This window comes from Microvirga rosea (assembly GCF_020595095.1).
Lineage (GTDB): Bacteria > Pseudomonadota > Alphaproteobacteria > Rhizobiales > Beijerinckiaceae > Microvirga > Microvirga rosea.
Map to the genome: position 1 here is coordinate 38695 of NZ_JAJDOP010000014.1, position 18920 is coordinate 57614.

Below are 18920 nucleotides of genomic sequence, written 5' to 3' on the forward strand. Positions count from 1 at the left end.
GTAGCCAGAACAGGCCGGTTTTTAGGATTTTTATCCGGTTCGACCTTCACATCTTGGACCTTGATGAACCTTTGCGAAACCAATTGCAAAATGGTTCACGAGTGAGCTAGCTTTATTTCATGTGCCGGGCTTCGCGGGAAACAAAGAACCAAAGTCAGCTGCATCGTTGTAACAAATTTGTTTAGGTTTTGCAGAGTGAGTGAACCGCTTTCAGATAGTTCCGATTTCGCGCTGAGGCAGTTGCGAGGACTGCTTGCTCAGCTGTCAGACCATGGGTCTGATGCACAGCTTCCGCCGGAGCGGACCCTGTCTCTGCAAATCGGAGTTGGTCGGCGTGCGCTCCGACGCGCCCTGGAGGTTCTTGAGGCCGAAGGTCGCATCTGGAGACGACAGGGCAAAGGCACCTTTGTCGGCTCCGAGCCTCAAAGAAAGGAAGTGGATCTCGAAGCCCTATCCAGCGGCACCAACCCCCTTGAGATCATGGAAGCTCGACTTGAAGTCGAACCGGGCCTTGCCCGGCTAGCGGCGTTGCGAGCCTCGAACGGGGATCTGGAACGTCTCGATCACCTTGCGAGGAAGACAGCATCGAGCGCCGACGGCGATATGGATAGTCGAGAGCTGTGGGACGGGGCCTTCCACCGAGCAATCGCGGAGTCGGCGGGCAACAGCCTGCTGCTCGTCTTCTTCGATATCATGAACCAGATCAGGCAAGACCCCACATGGCGCCGCCTTCGTGAACAAGCGCGCTCACGCCCCGGGCAACGGCAGTACGTCGATCAACATACGCGGGTCGTCGAAGCGATAGTTGCAAGGAATGCGGAAGCTGCAGAGCAAGCCATGCGCGAACACCTTGAAACAGTTCGAGAAAGTCTCCTGCGGCTTATGACCCGCTCTTCAAGGCCGCGTCAGGACAACGACCCTGCCGACAGCCCCTCTCCCGACGGTCAAGGAAGGCCCGCAGCATGATTGATAACGTCGCGCTTCACGCAAGATCGGCCGACACCACGGGAGCAACCCATTCAGGACGTGACGCTCTGCTTCGTGTTGAAAATCTGTCGATCCGTTTTGATGGCGCGCCCCCAGACGTCAACGTGGTCGACGATGTCACTCTTTCGGTTGCCAAGGGTAAAACGCTTTGCCTCGTGGGAGAGTCGGGCTGCGGCAAGAGCGTGACAGCTCTGTCGCTGATGGGACTTTTACCAACGCCTCCCGCACGCATCGTCGGCGGATCCGCCTATTTTGGCGGGAAAGATCTCTTCCGCATGTCGGAACGAGAGAAAGCCGACATGCGCGGCAACCAGACGGCCATGATCTTTCAGGAGCCTATGACTTCCCTCAATCCCGTTTTCACCGTCGGCGACCAGATCGTAGAGGGAATTCTGAGACATAGAAAAGTCTCCAAATCCGAGGCGAGGGAGCGGGCCCTCGAAATGCTTCGGCGCGTACGGATACCTGCGCCCGAGAAACGAATGCAGGCCTATCCACACGAAATGTCTGGTGGCATGCGGCAACGAATTATGATTGCGATGGCGTTGGCGAATGGGCCAGAGCTCCTCATTGCAGACGAGCCAACGACTGCCCTTGACGTCACAATCCAGGCACAGATCATTTCCCTTATTCGCCAGCTTCAAGATGAGAGCGGGATGGCGATGATCCTGATCACCCACGATCTCGGCGTGGTCGCTGAGATCGCCGACGAGGTTGCGGTTATGTACGCCGGCAAAATTGTCGAAGCAGGATCTGTCGACAAGATATTCATGGACCCCCAGCACCCTTACACGATCGGGCTGATGGGATCCGTTCCGTCCATAGGCCGTCGGCAGGGAAAGCTGGCGACGATCCGCGGGACCGTGCCACCCGCCGAATTAATGCCCAAAGGCTGCCGGTTCATGCCTCGATGCCCCTTTGCGGATGTGCGCTGCGTTACCGATCCCCCTCCTCTCGCGGAAATAACTCCTGGGCATTCGGCACGCTGCTGGTACGCACCTCTTGAAATCCATCGAGGAGGCGTCGCATGAGCGAGACGACGTCAGACGTGATCCTTGAGAGCATCGATCTCGTAAAGCACTTCGGCAGCAGCGGATTTTTTGGACCCCCAACAGTCGTTCATGCTGTTGACGGAGTTTCACTGACTATTCGGCGCGGAGAAACTTTCGCGATTGTTGGAGAATCCGGCTGCGGCAAGTCAACCCTTGGGCGACTGCTGCTACGCCTCATCGAGCCGACGCAGGGAGACGTTCTTTATGAGGGACGCTCTATTCTCTCGCTCGATGCAGCAGAGATGCGCCGCCTTCGCCGCGATTTGCAGATTATTTTTCAGGATCCGTTCGCCTCTCTCAATCCTCGCATGAATGTCGGCGACATCATCAGTGAACCGTTATGGCTTCATGGTCTCGGCAGTAAATCGGATCGGAGAGAACAAACTGCGGAATTGCTGCGAACCGTCGGGCTCTTGCCCGCCCATGCGGATCGCTATCCGCACGAATTTTCGGGAGGCCAGCGCCAGCGCATCGGGATAGCCCGCGCGCTCGCCGGCAATCCGAAGCTTATTATAGGCGATGAGCCCGTTTCCGCTCTGGATGTTTCCATTCAGGCCCAGATCGTGAATCTTCTCGAAGACCTCAAGGAGCGATACGGCCTGACGCTCGTGGTCGTGGCGCACGATCTCGCAGTTATCCGGCATATGAGCGATAGAGTCGCCGTGATGTATCTCGGCGAAATCGTTGAGCTAAGTTCCACGGACGATCTGTTTGAAAATCCGCTTCATCCGTACACCCAGGCGCTGCTGACGGCTATTCCGATCCCCAATCCGCAGGGCCGACGTCCAAAGCCTCTGCTGCAAGGCGACGTTCCAAGTCCGACCGCGCCACCATCGGGCTGTCGTTTTCATACGCGTTGCCCACATGCGCGATCCATCTGCAAGGAGAATCATCCTGTCGCCGAGAACGCCGGCGGCGGGCGAATGGTCGCCTGCCATTTCTGGCGCGAAATTCAGAACGCCGGAAGCGGCGCGCTGTCTGCTCCGGCACAGAGTCCTGCGCTCACAAAGCGCATGGAGCTCTACATGACGTGGCGTGAACGCCAGGAACAAACCAAAAATTCAAATGGATAAAGAACAGAGGAGAAATCGATGAAGAAAGCTCTATCCATTTTGGCCGCGGCGGCAACGCTGGCCTTAACGACTACGGCTTCCGCTCAAACTCTCAGGATCGGTCTGAATGAAGATCCCGATGTTCTCGATCCTCATAGAGCAAGAACTTTCGTTGGCCGGATTGTTTTCACCTCCTTGTGTGACAAGCTTGTCGATATCACGCCCGACCTGAAATTCGTGCCGCAACTTGCTACTGAATGGACGTGGACGGACCCAAAAACTCTTACGTTCAAACTCAGGCCTGGCGTCAAATTCCACGATGGCGAACCATTAAACGCGGCCGCGGTTAAGGCGAACCTCGACCGAGCCAGAACGCTTCCGGATAGCCTTCGGAAGAGCGAGCTGGGTTCTGTGGAGAGTGTCGAGACCGTCGATGACCTGACGGTTGCAGTCAAATTGTCCCGCCCCGACGCAACCCTGCTATCGCAGCTCTCTGATCGCGCCGGAATGATTATGTCGCCCAAAGCTCTGGCCTCGGCTGATTTCGGTCAAAAACCGATTTGCTCCGGGCCCTATCGGTTTGTCGAGCGAGTGCAAAACGACAGGATCGTTCTTGAACGCTTCAAGGATTATTGGGACGCCAAGAATTATAGTTTTGAACGAGTCGTCTTCCAACCAGTGCCGGATACAACTGTTCGCCTCGCAAATCTCAAAGCGGGCAACCTCGACTTGTTGGAGCGTCTTGCCCCAAGTGACGTCGCTGCAGTGAAAGCAGACTCGTCACTGACCTTCGCTCCCGTCAGCGGCATCGGGTATCAGGGTTTGACGATCAACACGAATAATGGAGAGCGATCCAAGACGCCTTTGGGTCAGGATAAGCGCGTCCGCCAGGCACTTGAATATGCCATTGACCGCGACGTGATCAATGAAGTGGTCGGGGCTGGCATTTTCCCCCCAGCGGGTCAGCCGTTTCCCGAGGCCAGCCCGTACAACGACAAGAAGTTCGCGGCCAAGAAGCGCGATGTCGAGAAGGCGAAAAAGCTGCTCAAAGAGGCCGGTGTCGATCGCGTGAAGTTCGATCTGACCTTTGGCACCAGCACGACAACGCAACAGATCGCCGAGATCATTCAGGCAATGGCAGCGGAGGCGGGCTTCGATATTTCCCTACGTCCGACTGAATTTGCCGCCATGCAGAAAGAAGCTCAAGCTGGCAATTTTGACGTCAATGTTATCGGATGGTCAGGCCGCGTCGATCCGGATGGGAACATTCACCCGTTCGTCACTTGCAAGGGCGGATTGAATGACGGGCGCTACTGCAATCAGGAGCTTGACCGTCTTTTAAACGAAGCTCGCATCACGAATGACGAAGCCAAGCGAAAAGAGCTGTACGACGCAGCACAGACGATCCTTCAGGACGAGGTTCCGATTATCTACACCTATTATCAACCCTGGCCCTTCGTCCTTGCGAAAAAGGTTCAAGGCTTCAAGCCTTATCCGGATGGCATGATCCGTCTCAAGGGAGTGAGTTTCTCCTCATAATACAAACCGCGAGCGTGTCCGGGTCCTGCTCGGACACGCTTCTCAGAACCGCACCGAGACTCGAAACGTATGCTTCGCTACATTGCCAAACGTATTCTGATCGCTATTCCGACGATACTCATCGTTTCGGTTCTGGTATTCACTTTACAGCAGCTTCTGCCCGGGGACCCCGTTCTAACCTTGGCCGGCGAAGAACGCGATCCGCAAGTATTGGCATTTCTCCGGGAAAAATATCGCCTCGACGATCCGATTCCGGTTCAGTACTTTGCTTGGTTCAGCCAGGTTCTCCAGGGAAATCTAGGCATATCGCTGCGGACCGATATTCCTGTCTTACACCTTATCCTTAGCAAGCTGCCCGTCACAATCGAGCTCGCAATCTTTGCCATGGTGATTGCTCTTGCCATAGGCATTCCGGCCGGCGTCATCGCTGCTGTACGGAAAGGGACATCAGTCGATTACGCGGCGAACGTCATAGCCCTTTCCGGACTGTCTATCCCCAATTTCTGGCTCGGGATCCTTCTCATCATGCTGGTTTCCGTCCGCTGGAAACTTCTTCCGGCATCTGGCTTCGTCCCCCCGAGCGAAGATCTGTGGCTGAATATCAAGACGATGCTCATGCCTGCATTCGTTCTCGGCACCGGCCTTTCGGCCAGCCTGATGCGACATACAAGGAGCGCCATGCTCGGCGTATTACGTTCTGACTACATTCGAACAGCCAAAGCCAAAGGGCTGCTGAGTCACGTCGTCATCATGAAACATGCATTACGCAACGCTCTCGTACCGATCATCACTTTATCCACCCTTCTTTTCGGAGAGCTTCTTGCCGGTGCAGTGTTGACTGAACAGATCTTCACGATTCCCGGCTTCGGCAAACTCATTGTCGATGCCGTTTTCAATCGGGACTATGCAGTCGTTCAAGGTGTCGTCTTGTGCACTGCCGTGGGCTTTATCGCCATGAACCTTTTGGCTGATGTTCTGTATGTTCTCGCCAACCCTCGCTTGAGGCACGCTCGATGACACTGGCACTGACTAACGATGTCGCGCTTCCGCGAAAGCGCAGCAGAGTTTTAAGGAAATTTGCCAAGAACAAGGGCGCTCTGTTCGGCGCCGGGATCGTTGCGTTTTTCCTGCTCGTCGCAATTCTCGCCCCGCTCATTGCCACCTTTGACCCGGTGAAGCCGAGTTTCACGACCATCCGAAAGGCGCCGTCCGCTATCTTCTGGTTCGGGACAGACGAATTAGGGCGCGACGTCTTCACGCGTATGCTCTGGGGCGCTCGGGCGTCTCTTTCGGCGGGTGTTATTTCAGTCACCATTGCCGTTCTTATCGGCGTCCCGTTCGGTCTCTTGTCCGGATACTTCAGCGGGTGGATCGATGCGGTAATATCACGCTCGACGGAGGCGATGCTTGCAATCCCGTTTCTGATTTTTGCCATCGCCCTCGCGGCATTCTTAGGCCCCAGCCTCAGCAACGCGATGATAGCGATTGGCCTTTCGGCGGCACCAATCTTCATTCGCCTGACCCGTGGCCAGGTTCTATCCGTCAAATCCGAGGACTATGTCGAGGGCGCGCGGGCGATCGGATTACCCGACATCTGGATCATCCTGCGCTACATCCTGCCCAACGTCGTCCCACCCATTCTTATCCAAGCGACGCTGACGATTGCCAGCGCCATCATCGCAGAGGCGAGCCTCTCCTTCCTTGGCCTTGGGCAGCAACCGCCTAATCCTTCCTGGGGGTCGATGCTGAATACTGCCAAGAACTTTATGGAACAGGCGCCGTGGATGTCCTTCTTTCCGGGCTCCGCCATCTTTCTCATCGTACTGGGCTTCAACCTTTTGGGAGACGGCCTGCGCGATGCACTTGATCCCCGCGAGAACTGAGTTCTAACATCGGACTACTGCAATGTTCACGACACGACCTGAAATTCTCGGCACCTTCGGTGTCGTCACATCGACCCATTGGCTCGCTTCCGCAGCCGGAATGGCCATGCTCGAGCGGAACGGCAACGCCTTCGACGCCTGCGTGGCGTCAGGCTTCGTCCTCCAAGTCGTCGAGCCGCATCTGGTAGGACCGGCAGGCGAAGTTCCGGCAGTCTTCTATTCGGCCCGAACAGGAAAAATTGAAGTCCTTTGTGGTCAGGGCACCGCGCCCAGAGGGGCAACGATCGATCATTATAGGCGCGAGGGATTGTCGCTGATCCCCGGCAATGGTCTTTTGGCTACTGTCATACCCGGGGCTTTCGACGCATGGATGATCCTGCTGCGCGATCACGGGAGCCTGCGTCTGCGCGAGGTTCTCGAACCGGCGATCTATTATGCGGAGCAGGGTCATCCTCTTCTTCCCCGTGTGGCGGACACGATCAAGGGACTTAAAACATTTTTCGAGACTGAATGGCCGACATCCGCAGGCGTTTTTCTGCCGCAAGGAAATGCCCCGGAAGCTCGACAGCTATTTCGCAATCCGCAACTTGCCGAAACCTGGAAGCGTATCCTGCGAGAGGCGGAAGCCAAGGGCGGAAATCGCGAGGCCGAGATAGAAGCAGCTCGGGAAGCATTCTACAAAGGGTTTGTTGCTGAAGCGATTGATCGCTTCGCGCGTAATCATGAGGTCATGGACCAGTCTGGATCAAGACACCGCGGCGTCATCACAGCAGATGACATGGCCACTTGGTCAGCGAGCTACGATGTACCGCAGACCTATGACTATCATAATTATAGGGTCAACAAGATCCCTCCCTGGGGCCAAGGGCCCGTCTTCCTGCAGACCTTGTCGCTATTGAGAGATTTCGACCTGCAAGCCATGGGCCCCACCAGCGCGCCGTTCATCCACACGGTGGTTGAAGCAATGAAGCTGGCTTTTGCAGATCGTGAGGCCTATTACGGCGACCCGGATTTCGTAAAGGTTCCCATCGAGACTCTCCTGTCGGACAGCTACGCTCGAGAAAGAGCCAAGCTGATCGGCGAGCACGCATCCCTTGAACTTCGGCCTGGACGTGTCGAAGGCTACGAGCTGCAAGTCGAGCGCACATTACAGGCATTGCGGAATCTATCGACGACGGATCGAAAGATCACAGGAGGCGAGCCGACACTTGCGTCGATGCGGTCAGCCCGCCGTGGCGACACGGTGCACATTGATGTCGTCGATCGTCACGGAAACATGATCGCCGCGATGCCGTCGGGCGGATGGTTGCAGTCCTCTCCGGTCATTCCTGAACTTGGCTTTATGCTGAATTCCCGCGCCCAGATGTTCTGGCTGGAATCGGGCCTTCCGGCGAGCCTGGAGCCGGGCAAGCGTCCCAGAACCACCCTGACCCCTACCCTCGCGGAGAAGGACGGCGAACCCTATATGGTTTTTGGCTCGCCAGGTGGCGACCAACAGGAGCAGTGGCAATTGTTACTGTTTCTGCGCCATGTGCATCATGGCCTCAACCTGCAGGAGGCGATCGACCTGCCGATGGCGCATACGGCTCACTTCCCGTCGTCGTTCTATCCACGGGAGCAGAAGCCAGGCCACCTCGCCATTGAGGAAACATTCGGAAAAGACGTTATCGATGAGCTGCGCGGGCGCGGGCACGATGTGGAAGCCATGCCTGCTTGGACGGTCGGCCGCCTCGTTGCCGCCAGCCGGGACAAGGATGGCATCCTTCACGGCGCGGCAACTCCACGCCTGATGCAAGCTTATGCGGTAGGACGATGACTTCTGAGAGCGCTACCGGTCAAGGACCCGCTCGTCAGAGATGACTTTTCCATCGTTGGGAAGACTAGCTGGAGGGACGAGCTCGACCCGTCCCTTCAGCTTAGTGAGGTCTTGCAATGTGGCGGCTAACACCGGGGACAAGCCGGGATCATGCCCCGAGGTTTCGACCTTGAGGGTCATTATGTCGGTTTCGTTTTCTCGACTAACCACGAGACGAAGGCGGCCGAGACCGGGATGGCGCCGAGCGAGCTCGGCAATCTGCTCAGGTCGAACAAACATACCTTTGATCTTGGTGGCCTGATCAGCGCGCCCCATCCAGCCTTTGATCCGCATATTCGTGCGGCCGCAAGAGCTCATTCCGGGAGCGACCGCCGTTAAATCGCCAAGCGCCAATCTGACCCAGGGGCGATGGTAGCTAAGCGTCGTTACGACGATTTCACCCACATCTCCAACAGGAACCGGATCGCCCGTTCCGGGACGAACGATCTCGACGATGATGTTCTCATTAACGATGAGGCCCTCGCGTGCGGCCGTCTCGTAAGCGATGAATCCAAGGTCAGCGGTTGCGTAAGCCTGAAACGCCGCAATTCCTCGCTGGGAAAATTCCTCCTGCAGTGACTTTGGGAAGGCCGCTCCGGATACGACTGCGCAACGAATGGAGGAAATGTCTCGTTTGGATTGGTCAGCACCGTCCGCCAGGATCTTGAGAAAGTCAGGAGTTCCGAGATACGCAGTTGGCCGGTAGGCCTCGATCAACTCGTATTGCTGCTCAGTGTTCCCGGGCCCGGCTGGAATCACCGTGCACCCAAGAGCCCTGGCGCCGGAGTCCATGATGAAGCCCCCGGGTGTCATGTGATAGCTCAATGTGTTGATGACGACATCGCCACGGCGGAGTCCTGCTGCGTAAAGACCTCGGGCTGCCCACCAGGGATCCGGCTCTGCGACCTCTGCTTCGAAGATTGGGCCTGGCGATGTGAAAAACCGGGAAAAGGAAGTCGCCTCCCCTGGCACAAGACCACCAAAAGGCAACTCACCTTTCTGAAGGGTGGAGAGATCTGATTTTCGCAAGACCGGCAAACGGGATAGCGCTTCCCGACTTGTTATCGCTTCGGGAACGATATCCTTCAGATGCTTCTCGTATCGCGGCGCCTGCATCGCACGCCTCAAGATATCAGGTAAGGCTCGGAACAGACCCGCTTCACGAGCTGCAGGGTCACGCGTCTCAAGTGCATCGTAGAAGCTGGTCATGCTCATTCCTCGTACGTCCCGGCAATGTCGCCTTCAAGCGAGCCAGCGCTTACGGCGCTTATAGCTCTTGACCTCGCAAAAGGACTTTCGATCTCCCTCTGACACGCCAAGATAGAACTCTTTGACATCCTCGTTCTCACGCAGCATGGAGGCCGGTCCGTCCATAACGACACGGCCAGTCTCAAGAATATAGCCATATGTTGCGTACTTCAGAGCCATGTTGGTGTTCTGTTCGGCCAGGAGAAATGACACGCCCTCGGTCGCGTTCAGTTTGCGGACGATTTCAAAGATCTCCTCCACAATTTGCGGCGCAAGACCCATGGAGGGCTCATCCAACAGGATCATCTTCGGGCGAGACATCATGGCTCTTCCGATAGCGCACATTTGTTGCTCGCCACCGGACGTGTAACCTGCCATTGACTGGCGGCGCTGCTTCAAACGGGGAAAGTACTCGTAGATCGCCTCCAGATCCTGACGGATTGCAGCGCTCCCATCGCGGCGCGTGAACGCTCCTGTGAGGAGATTTTCCTCGATTGTGAGATGTCCGAAACAGTGCCTGCCTTCGAGGACCTGAATACATCCCAAACGCACCAGTTCATTTGCAGACAGGCGATCGACCCGCGCACCCTCGAACTCGACCGTTCCTTTCGTCACCTCCCCCCGTTCCGCCTTCAGGAGGTTAGAGATCGCCTTTAACGTTGTCGTCTTGCCCGCTCCATTAGCGCCAAGAAGAGCCACGATCCCTCCACGGGGGACATTCAAAGATACGCCTTTCAGAACAAGAATGACATGGTCATAAATGACCTCGATGTTGTTCACAGACAAAATGAGCTCACCGGGACGCCGGTCACGCCCCTCTGCAATTGAAGCGGCTTCACTCAACAACGCCTCCTTGCTGTTGCGGACAGGATTTCCTCCTGCCCGCATTGAACTTTTACATAGAAGCTAGCTCGCCTTGTCGCAGGTCTCGGTTCTCTTGGGCCAACCTGCGTTTTTCTCAGCATAATCCTTTGCCGCCGCTTCGAGCTGCGCGCGAACACGGTCTCCCATCGGCTCGATTGGGTCCGAGATCTTGGTCCACTTGCTGCCGTCCCACTCCTGCATAAAAGCCGGACGGTGTCCGTTGTGATCCGTGCAGGAAAGAGCAATCGAGTCAGTAAATCCCTCAAGACCTAAGGCCTTGAGACGTGCGGCGTCCAGATTGATCGTCTCCATGCCGCGGCGGACGTCTTCGCCGCTGACGACTTTCTTTCCTGTCAGCTTCTGCGCATTCGCGATGGCCTCTGCAATCAGCAGCGAGTTGTAGACGCCACGATTGTAGAGAAGCTCGCCGACCTTGTCCTTGGACGTCTTGGACAAACCTTTGTCGACGACGTTCTTCATGATGTCCTGGAGGGCCGGATAGGTCGCACCGACACCATGCCAATTCAGCATCTTGAAGCCCTTGGCTCCTGCGCCGCCACTTCTTGCATCGTCTTCACTGGGCCACCACACCGACAGAAACTTGTCCATAGGATACCCGGAACGCACGGCCTCCTTGATGGCTCCTCCGTTCATCGACCCCCAGCCCCACATAATCATGTAATCCGGTCGATCGCGACGAACGCTCAGCCACTGCGAAGACTGATTTTGCATATCTTGCGCCGCAACGGGATACAGCTTGGCCTCGAAACCCAGCTCCTTGGCCAGTTCCTCGAGAAGCGGGATAGGCTCCTTTCCGAAGCTGGCATCCAAGTGAAGAAACCCGACTTTCTTGCCTTTCAGCTTATCGAGCCCGCCCTCTTTCTCGCCGATGAACTTGATGATCATCGACATGCCGTCCCAATAGGTGCTCGGGGGGTTGAAGACCCACGGGAAAATGTCCCCGCGCGCCGAGGCGGAAAGGCCATAGGCCATCGACAGGATCGGAATCTTGTCCACCGCAGCTCGGGGGATCAGGGGGAGAGTGATACCGGTGGACCATGGATTGACGATGACAGGGTTTTTACCCTTCACGGCCTCATAGCACTCGACGCCCTTCTTCGTATCATATCCGGTCTCGCATTCTTCAATCACGAGCTTCACGCCGCCGATACCGCCATCACGCTGGTTCAGCATCTCGAGGTAGTCGTGCATGCCATCTGCGATATACGTGCCTGATCCGGCGAACGGACCGGTTCTGTACGTGAAGAGAGGCACGTAGATCGAATCTTGAGCAGCGGCCGGAAGGGCCGCGCCTCCCAACAGCGTCGCGACAACCAATCCAAGACTTAGACTACGAAGTGACATCTTCATTCCTCCCATGTTGTCCGGTCGATCCGGTCTTTTCCTTTAGCGTCTCCTGAGTGGAAACTCGTGGGATGGCCGCCCTCAATAGGGAAACGGCCAGACCAGGAGCTTCTGTTTTCCGATCTGCCAGAGCCGTGCCAGCCCGTGCGGCTCCACAATCAGGAAAAAGATAATCAGAGCACCGACGATCATGAAGCGCAGATGTTCAATCGTTTCCGCTCCGATTGCGATGCCGAAAGGAGCAAGCATTATCGGCAGCACGATCCCGAGAAGAATTGGCATGATGAAAATAAGCGCCGCCCCAAAAAATGATCCGATAAGACTCCCAAGCCCACCGATGATCACCATGAAGAGAATAAAGAACGACTGATTGATGTTGAAGACGTCGTACTCCGCTCCGCCATACCACAGAAATACCATGAGCGCGCCCGCGACACCGCAATAATAGGACGAAACGGCGAATGCGAGGAGCTTTGTCTGAAGGAGCCGAATACCCATCAGTTCGGCCGCCAGATCCATATCGCGGACAGCAATCCACATGCGGCCGATACGTCCGCGAACGAGATTGGACGCAACCCAGGTCAAGACGATAACGAGAGTGAGAACCACGATATAGCGCGTCTGCGGTGTCGCCGTTGCCCCAACCACGGGAACTCCGAAGAGGGTGCGAAGCGGTGCATCCAATGCCCCTGAGACGTTGTAGTTGACCAGCCACGGAATGCGAATGAAGCACCACTGGAGAAAGAACTGCGCCGCCAGGGTGGCGACGGCAAGGTAGAAACCTTTAATGCGCAGGGATGGAAGACCAAAGAGAGTGCCGACCGCAGCAGAAAAGAAGCCTGAGACCAGAATCCAAACAATGACGTTTATATCGGGAAATGCCGTCATCAGCTTATAGCAGGCATATGCTCCGACACCCATGAACGCACCGGTGCCGAGTGAGAGCTGCCCCGCATAGCCTGTAAGGAGATTGAGACCTATCGCGGCAAGCGCGAAAACCAGGAATGGGATCAGCACGGCCTGCAATAGGAAGTCGCTGCCCATGAAGGCGAGCGCATAGGCCATGAGAATGATCACCGCCAAGCCGGCGCGGTCTTCCTTCAGTCGGAAGACCACCATGTCGGACGCATATGTACTCTTGAACTGCCCGGCCTCACGATAGAGCACGCAGGATCCTCCTCATATTCTCTCGATGATACGCTCTCCGAAGAGCCCCTGTGGTCTATAGAGAAGGAACAGAAGAGCGATGACGTAAGCGAGCCATGTGTCGATCCCGCCTCCGAGCAGCGGGCCCCAATAGAACTCGCCGATCTTCTCCCCGATGCCGACGATCAGCCCGCCGATGATGGCTCCTGGTATCGAGGTGAACCCACCCAGAATGAGGACTGGGAGCGCCTTCAGCGCGATGATCTGGAGCGAGAAGGAAACGCCTGAACGCGCGCCCCACATGATGCCGGCGACAAGCGCCACAATTCCGGCTGCAAACCAAACAATGACCCAGATCTGGTTCAGTGAAATGCCGACCGACAGGGCGGCCTTATGGCTATCGGCCACCGCTCTCAAAGCGCGCCCGATCCGTGTCTTCGAGAAAAAGACGGCCAGTATGGCAATGATGATCGATGCTATGATCGCAGCCGCAATATCGAGATGCTGGAAGCGCACCGGGCCGCCCAAAAGGGTGAGCTCCGTTGTGCCCTGCGGCAGGTAGAGGGCTCCGGTGATCATTTCCTTGGGCGAACCGCCGAAGATGAGTTCGCCGAGCCCGATCAACAGGTAAGTCAGGCCGAATGTCGCCATGAACAGAATGATGTCGGGCTGATTCACGAGGGGCCTGAGGATGATCCGCTCGACAGCGAAAGCAAGAAGCAGCATGACCGCTCCCGCCAGCACCAGCGCCAAGAGGGCCGGAACTCCCTTCTCATAGAGGCCGACCAAAGTGAGGGCGGCAAAGACAACCATGATTCCCTGGGCGAAATTGAAAACTCCCGAGGCCTTGAAGATCAACACGAAGCCGAGAGCGATCAGTGCATAGAGAACACCCGACACAAGCCCTTCCCAGAGCGTCTGCAGAAGGAGGTCCGGGGCCTCTCCCATGAACACGAAAGGTTCGATGAGAACCTTATAAAGGACGTCCATCACGGTTCCTCAATGCGGAATGCCAAGGTATGCATCGATGACGCGCGGATCACTTTTGACTTCCTGCGGCGTTCCATCAGCGATTTTGCGGCCGTATTCCAGCACGACGACCCGATCGGAGAGATCCATGACAACTCCGATGTCGTGCTCGATCAAAGCAATCGTCGTCCCGAACTGCTGGTTGACCTCCAGGATAAAGCGGGACATGTCCTCCTTCTCCTCCAGGTTCATTCCGGCCATCGGTTCATCGAGCAGAAGCAGATCAGGCTCCATGGCGAGGGCGCGTCCAAGCTCCACCCGCTTCTGCAACCCATAGGGGAGCTTCCCCACCGGTGTGCGGCGGATGTGGGGGATCTGAAGGAAATCGATGATTTCTTCGACGGACCGACGATGAACGACTTCTTCGCGCAGCGCGGGACCATAGCGGAACAATTGCCAGAAGAAGTTGGCCTTCATCTTGAGAGAGCGGCCGGCCATAATGTTGTCGAGGGTGGACATGCTTTTGAAGAGAGCGACATTCTGGAATGTACGTGCGATTCCACCGCGTGCGGCCTCGTGCGGGCGCATCTTGCGTCTTGTCTTGCCTTTGAAGGTAATGCGCCCCTCGGACGGGTAATAGAACCCGTTGATGCAATTCAACATCGACGTCTTGCCCGCGCCGTTCGGACCTATGATCGCCCGTATTTCTCCTTTCCTGATGTTAAAGGAGACATCGCTCAGTGCCTTGACGCCGCCGAATCTCAGGGAAACGCCCTCCACTGAAAGAAGCACGTCATCTGCAGCCATGTGAGGGTCAGAGGCCGACGTCATTCTGCCGCCTCGGGAAGGAAGGTGTCGCCCTGATAGGGGTGAAGTGCCATGTCACGCAGCTTGACTCGCGCGGAAATAGTCCCTTTCCGGCCATCCTCGAATGTCACTTCCGTTGTCACGTCCGTTTCGCGGGATCCGTCATAAAGCGCCTGAATGAGGGTCGCGTATCGTTCCGCAATGAAACCGCGGCGCACCTTCTGCGTGCGCGTCAGTTCCCCGTCATCCGCATCAAGCTCCTTATGAAGAATGAGAAAGCGCTTGATCTGTGCGCCGCCCATCCGAGGCTCGTTCGAAAGCGAGCGGTTGACCTCGTTGACGTGCTTCTCAATCATGTCATAGACGAGGGGATGACCGGAGAGCTCCTGGTATGAGGCATATGTCACGCCATTGCGTTCTGCCCAATTGCTGACAGCCACCAAGTCTATGTTGATGAAGCAGGCGACATAGTCACGGCCGTCACCAAAGCAAACAGCCTCTTTGATGTTCGGATAGAACTTCAGCTTGTTCTCGACATATTTGGGCGGAAAAAGAGATCCGTCGCGCAACCGACCGACGTCCTTCGCACGATCTATGATCTTGAGATGGCCTGTTGCATCGAAAAAGCCAGCATCTCCTGAGCGAACGAAGCCGTCCGGCGTCTTCGTCTCCCCCGTCTTTTCTTCATCCTTGTAGTATCCGAGGAAAACACCGGGCGAGCGATAAAGCACCTCACCGCTCTCGTCGATTCTGATCTCAACGCGTGGCGCCGGCTTCCCGACAGTGTCAGCCCGGATTTCTCCGTCCGGCTGCATGGTGATATAAACCGACGCCTCGGTCTGTCCGTACAGCTGTTTGAGATTGACGCCGATTGAACGAAAAAACCGGAAGATCTCGGGCCCAATCGCTTCACCAGCGGTGTATCCGACCTTGAGCTTGGTCATGCCATACCGGTTGCGCAAGGGTGCATAGACCGACAGGTTTCCGAGATGCCAGAGCAGCCGATTCCAAAGGCTGACATCAGGATCTTGATTGAGGATCCTTTCACCGACTTTCCCGGCATGATCGATGAAGAACCTGAAGATGTGCCTCTTGATCGGCCCCGCGTCCTCCATTCGAACCATTGTCAGGGTCAACAGGCTCTCGAAGATACGGGGTGGCGCAAAGATATAGGTCGCTCCGATTTCGCGCCTGTCCTCCGCGATCGTCTCCGGACTTTCGGGACAGTTGACGCAGAGGCCCGCGAGGATCGCTTGCGCGTACGAAAAGATGTGGTCACCGACCCAAGCGATGGGAAGATAGGCGATGATTTCATCTTTCTCATCGAGGTTATCGAAGCCGCAACCAATCTCAGCCGCAGCGATCACGCTTTCGAAGGTCAGCATGACGCCCTTCGGGCGCCCGGTCGTGCCGGACGTATAGAGAATAATGGCGAGATCGGATCCCCTGCCCTTCTCCAATTCGTCCTGCAGGAGAGCCATGCTCACAGGATCCTTGAGCTTTTCCTTTCCGCTTTCAACGATCTTTCGAATGGGGTGCAGGCGGCTGTGGTCGTAATCCCGCAAGCCTCGATCTTCATCATATAGAATATGGTCGAGCCGTGGGAGATTGTCGGAGATCGAGATGAGTTTGTCGACCTGCTCTTGATCCTGCACCGCCGCGTGAGTGACCTCGGCATGAGCGAGCACATAGGCCATCTCGTCCGCAACGGAGTCGGCATAAACCGGAATCGGTGTCGCACCGATCCATTGCGCCGCCATGATCGTCCAGTACAAGTACGGGCGGTTATGACCGATGACGGCGATTTTGCCTCCCCGCTGCAGGCCAAGTCCCAAGAGACCTGCGGCATAGGCCCTGACGATGTCGTGAACCTCGCCCCAGGTCCAAGATTGCCAGATGCCGAGGTCCTTATGACGGAAGGCCGTGCGCTGAGGGCGAAGACGTGCATTGCTGACGATCAGCTTCGGGAATGTATCCTCGCGCGAGTCAGCAGTCGCCGTCACCGACGCCTCCTCCTTGACGCGACGTGCTTTATGCACGCCGTGCGGCTTCGTTTCCTCTGCGGCGCAGTTTTTCCTACGCACATCGCCGGCTTGGCCAGCTTAAGCCCCTTGGGGCCGTTTGCAGGCATTCTGTATCGCGCTTGCCATTCCGACAAGGGCCAAGCGCCCTTCGCCCCCCACTACGATGGGCTAATGCGGCCCGCTCGTCGGACCGGGAAGCAGCCAAGGACGTGAACGCATTTTTTCAGGCACAGCTGGAATAATGTGCCTACCGGGAGCGTCTTTCATTCAGGTCAGTTCCGACCTGGGGAGAAACGTCATGATGAAAACGACTTTCTGCGCCGCCATAGGTGTAGCAGCCCTGCTTTTCGCAGGCGCAGCGTCTGCTCAGACCGCTATGCCCGCTAAAACGGCTGAGACGTCGAAGGGAAAAGCTCTCGTCGACGCGAAGGGCATGACCCTTTATACCTTCGATCGGGATGCGGCTGGGAAATCGAACTGCAACGGGACCTGCGCACAGAATTGGCCGCCGCTTATGGCCGATGCAAGCGCCAAAGCCTCCGGCGAGTGGAGCACGGTCAAGCGCGAGGACGGGTCCATGCAATGGGCCTATAAGGGAAAACCACTCTATACCTGGGTCAAGGATACCAAGCCGGGCGACGTTACAGGCGACGGCGTCAACAACATCTGGCATATTGCGGCACCGTAGTCGCGAGCGTCAAAGACGAGAGTGTCCGCCTTGGACGAGATTGCTGCTCTTCTGGAACCCCTGATTCCGAGCCTGAGGCGCCATGCCTGGGCTCTTCTCAGGGACAGTGAGATGGCTGACGATCTCGTCCAGGATACCCTTGAGCGCGCGATCACTCGGTGGGCCTCCCGAAAGCGGGATGGCAATCTGAAGCCTTGGCTCTTTGCCATCCAGCACAATCTTTTCATTGATCGGGTGCGTCGGCAGAACCGACGAGGTGTTCAGGTCGGCACCGAGGAACTGGGGGAGTTGGCTTCTCCGGACGCTAGCCCGGAAGAACATACAGGGCTTCACGATGTTCTCGCGGCGTTGGACTCTCTTCCGGAAGAGCAACGATCCGTCATGCTCCTCGTGAGTGTAGAGGATTTGTCCTATGAGGACGCAGCGAAGGCTCTTGCAATTCCGGTCGGCACGGTGATGTCGCGGTTGAGCAGAGCTCGGGAAAGGATGAGACGATATCTGGAAACCGGACGAGCGACAGTGCTCAGGAGAGTTAAATGACGGCGGAGAGGCCAATCGGGGAAGACGACCTCCACGCCTATGTGGATGGCCACCTGCGTCCGGAGCGCCGCGCCGCCATTGACGACTATCTTAAGGCCCATCCGGACGCCGCCGCGCAGGTTTCTTCCTATGTCCAGCACCGTGAGGAGCTTCGGCAGCGCCTCAGCGCCAAGGGCAGCGAGCCTATCCCGACTCGGCTCCGGGTCGCGAACATCATGGCGGCCCGAAAGCGGAGCCCGCTCCGTGACTGGCAGCGGTCAGCCGCGGCGGCGGCAATTTGGCTTCTGGTTGGCTCGATCCTCGGAGCGACCAGCCACGCCTGGATTGTATCGAAAAGCGGTTCTGCAAATGACGGAACGCAGCAGGTGGGTCAGGAAGCGATCGCCGCATATCGAACGTATGTGACGGAAACCGCTCACCCTGTCGAGGTCGGAGCCAGCCAGGAAGCTCATCTGGTTCAGTGGCTGTCCCGGCGTGTCGGGAAGCCGCTTCACGCACCTGATCTGACAGGACAAGGGTATCGCCTCATAGGCGGGCGGCTGCTTCCGGCGGAGGCTTCCCCGGCAGCGCTCTTCATGTATGAGGATAGTTCCGGCAGGCGCCTGACCCTTTATGCGCGAACCGATAAAGAGGAATCCTCGTCATCCTTCCGCTTCGAGTCGCAAGGAGATATTTCCGCCTTTTCTTGGATCGACAAGAATCTCTCCTATGTGATCACCGGGCGAATTGACCGAAATGCACTCCTGAAGATTGCCGAGACAGTTTATCACCAAAGCGAGACTGTTTCCTCAGACCCAAGGGGAAAGCTCTAGGACAGGGCAACGCGGCAGGTCCGTCTGCGGTGACACACGAGCGGAAGAACGACAGCATGCAAGGCGCAAGCAGAAGCCCTTAGCGCAGC

17 protein-coding genes and 1 pseudogene are annotated in these 18920 nt (G+C 56.9%); 11 read left to right on the top strand and 7 right to left on the bottom strand.

The window, feature by feature from the left end; all coding sequences use genetic code 11:
- Positions 1–195 precede the first annotated feature (195 nt).
- From LJD17_RS24280 to LJD17_RS21220, 8 genes and pseudogenes are all read left to right on the top strand, one after another.
- A pseudogene (locus LJD17_RS24280) lies at positions 196–399 on the top strand (GntR family transcriptional regulator); the annotation flags it as partial.
- A 36-nt stretch (positions 400–435) separates the two neighbouring features.
- On the top strand, positions 436–966 hold the full coding sequence (locus LJD17_RS21190) for a FadR/GntR family transcriptional regulator (RefSeq protein WP_319799717.1): 531 nt from the start codon (positions 436–438) through the stop codon (positions 964–966).
- A complete protein-coding gene (locus LJD17_RS21195) occupies positions 963–2018 on the top strand; it encodes an ABC transporter ATP-binding protein (protein WP_227386194.1) in 1056 nt (351 codons plus the stop codon). The genes LJD17_RS21190 and LJD17_RS21195 overlap by 4 nt, the downstream gene beginning before the upstream one ends.
- On the top strand, positions 2015–3112 hold the full coding sequence (locus LJD17_RS21200; protein WP_227386195.1) for an ABC transporter ATP-binding protein: 1098 nt from the start codon (positions 2015–2017) through the stop codon (positions 3110–3112). The genes LJD17_RS21195 and LJD17_RS21200 overlap by 4 nt, the downstream gene beginning before the upstream one ends.
- An 18-nt stretch (positions 3113–3130) precedes the next feature.
- A complete protein-coding gene (locus LJD17_RS21205) occupies positions 3131–4630 on the top strand; it encodes an ABC transporter substrate-binding protein (protein ID WP_227386196.1) in 1500 nt (499 codons plus the stop codon).
- A gap of 69 nt (positions 4631–4699) precedes the next feature.
- Entirely contained in the window at positions 4700–5647 is a 948-nt protein-coding gene (locus LJD17_RS21210) for an ABC transporter permease (RefSeq protein ID WP_227386197.1), read from the top strand.
- The gene (locus tag LJD17_RS21215) at positions 5644–6513 is read left to right on the top strand and encodes an ABC transporter permease (RefSeq protein WP_227386198.1); all 870 of its coding nucleotides are present in this window, start codon (positions 5644–5646) and stop codon (positions 6511–6513) included. The genes LJD17_RS21210 and LJD17_RS21215 overlap by 4 nt, the downstream gene beginning before the upstream one ends.
- A 22-nt stretch (positions 6514–6535) precedes the next feature.
- On the top strand, positions 6536–8329 hold the full coding sequence (locus tag LJD17_RS21220) for a gamma-glutamyltransferase family protein (RefSeq protein WP_227386199.1): 1794 nt from the start codon (positions 6536–6538) through the stop codon (positions 8327–8329).
- Between the two features lie 12 nt (positions 8330–8341).
- On the opposite strand, the gene LJD17_RS21225 is transcribed toward LJD17_RS21220, so the two are convergent.
- From LJD17_RS21225 to LJD17_RS21255, 7 genes are all read right to left on the bottom strand, one after another.
- On the bottom strand, positions 8342–9577 hold the full coding sequence (locus LJD17_RS21225) for a phenylacetate--CoA ligase family protein (protein WP_227386200.1): 1236 nt from the start codon (positions 9575–9577) through the stop codon (positions 8342–8344).
- Between the two features lie 33 nt (positions 9578–9610).
- Positions 9611–10459, bottom strand: a complete 849-nt coding sequence (locus LJD17_RS21230; RefSeq protein ID WP_227386201.1) for an ABC transporter ATP-binding protein — start codon at positions 10457–10459, stop codon at positions 9611–9613.
- A gap of 63 nt (positions 10460–10522) precedes the next feature.
- Entirely contained in the window at positions 10523–11845 is a 1323-nt protein-coding gene (locus tag LJD17_RS21235) for an ABC transporter substrate-binding protein (RefSeq protein ID WP_227386202.1), read from the bottom strand.
- 81 nt (positions 11846–11926) lie between these two features.
- Positions 11927–13012 carry a branched-chain amino acid ABC transporter permease gene (locus LJD17_RS21240; RefSeq protein WP_227386203.1) on the bottom strand — a complete coding sequence of 362 codons (1086 nt, stop codon included), beginning with the start codon at positions 13010–13012 and terminating at the stop codon, positions 11927–11929.
- A gap of 12 nt (positions 13013–13024) precedes the next feature.
- Positions 13025–13981, bottom strand: coding sequence for a branched-chain amino acid ABC transporter permease (locus LJD17_RS21245; protein WP_227386204.1), 957 nt, complete (start codon positions 13979–13981; stop codon positions 13025–13027).
- A 9-nt stretch (positions 13982–13990) separates the two neighbouring features.
- Positions 13991–14767, bottom strand: coding sequence for an ABC transporter ATP-binding protein (locus LJD17_RS21250; RefSeq protein ID WP_227386205.1), 777 nt, complete (start codon positions 14765–14767; stop codon positions 13991–13993).
- Between the two features lie 20 nt (positions 14768–14787).
- Positions 14788–16770, bottom strand: coding sequence for an AMP-binding protein (locus LJD17_RS21255; protein WP_227386206.1), 1983 nt, complete (start codon positions 16768–16770; stop codon positions 14788–14790).
- Positions 16771–17092: 322 nt separating this feature from the next.
- Between LJD17_RS21255 and LJD17_RS21260 the strand changes: the two genes are divergently transcribed.
- From LJD17_RS21260 to LJD17_RS21270, 3 genes are read left to right on the top strand one after another with little or no spacing between them, the layout of a single operon-like run.
- Positions 17093–17479: a COG4315 family predicted lipoprotein gene (locus LJD17_RS21260; RefSeq protein ID WP_227386215.1), complete on the top strand. Its 387-nt coding sequence runs from the start codon at positions 17093–17095 to the stop codon at positions 17477–17479.
- A 30-nt stretch (positions 17480–17509) separates the two neighbouring features.
- Positions 17510–18019: a sigma-70 family RNA polymerase sigma factor gene (locus LJD17_RS21265; protein ID WP_227386207.1), complete on the top strand. Its 510-nt coding sequence runs from the start codon at positions 17510–17512 to the stop codon at positions 18017–18019.
- Entirely contained in the window at positions 18016–18831 is an 816-nt protein-coding gene (locus LJD17_RS21270) for an anti-sigma factor family protein (RefSeq protein WP_227386208.1), read from the top strand. Before LJD17_RS21265 ends, LJD17_RS21270 begins: the two co-directional genes overlap by 4 nt.
- Positions 18832–18920: the final 89 nt, after the last annotated feature.

What these genes read in the sequence shown, in the direction of transcription:
- LJD17_RS21245 (WP_227386204.1), bottom strand. Translation starts at nt 13,981, where the DNA reads ATGGACGTCCTTTATAAGGTTCTCATCGAACCTTTCGTGTTCATGGGA.
- LJD17_RS21195 (WP_227386194.1), top strand. Translation starts at nt 963, where the DNA reads ATGATTGATAACGTCGCGCTTCACGCAAGATCGGCCGACACCACGGGA.
- LJD17_RS21270 (WP_227386208.1), top strand. Translation starts at nt 18,016, where the DNA reads ATGACGGCGGAGAGGCCAATCGGGGAAGACGACCTCCACGCCTATGTG.
- LJD17_RS21200 (WP_227386195.1), top strand. Translation starts at nt 2,015, where the DNA reads ATGAGCGAGACGACGTCAGACGTGATCCTTGAGAGCATCGATCTCGTA.
- LJD17_RS21235 (WP_227386202.1), bottom strand. Translation starts at nt 11,845, where the DNA reads ATGTCACTTCGTAGTCTAAGTCTTGGATTGGTTGTCGCGACGCTGTTG.
- LJD17_RS21215 (WP_227386198.1), top strand. Translation starts at nt 5,644, where the DNA reads ATGACACTGGCACTGACTAACGATGTCGCGCTTCCGCGAAAGCGCAGC.
- LJD17_RS21220 (WP_227386199.1), top strand. Translation starts at nt 6,536, where the DNA reads ATGTTCACGACACGACCTGAAATTCTCGGCACCTTCGGTGTCGTCACA.
- LJD17_RS21210 (WP_227386197.1), top strand. Translation starts at nt 4,700, where the DNA reads ATGCTTCGCTACATTGCCAAACGTATTCTGATCGCTATTCCGACGATA.
- LJD17_RS21205 (WP_227386196.1), top strand. Translation starts at nt 3,131, where the DNA reads ATGAAGAAAGCTCTATCCATTTTGGCCGCGGCGGCAACGCTGGCCTTA.
- LJD17_RS21225 (WP_227386200.1), bottom strand. Translation starts at nt 9,577, where the DNA reads ATGACCAGCTTCTACGATGCACTTGAGACGCGTGACCCTGCAGCTCGT.
- LJD17_RS21260 (WP_227386215.1), top strand. Translation starts at nt 17,093, where the DNA reads ATGAAAACGACTTTCTGCGCCGCCATAGGTGTAGCAGCCCTGCTTTTC.
- LJD17_RS21250 (WP_227386205.1), bottom strand. Translation starts at nt 14,767, where the DNA reads ATGGCTGCAGATGACGTGCTTCTTTCAGTGGAGGGCGTTTCCCTGAGA.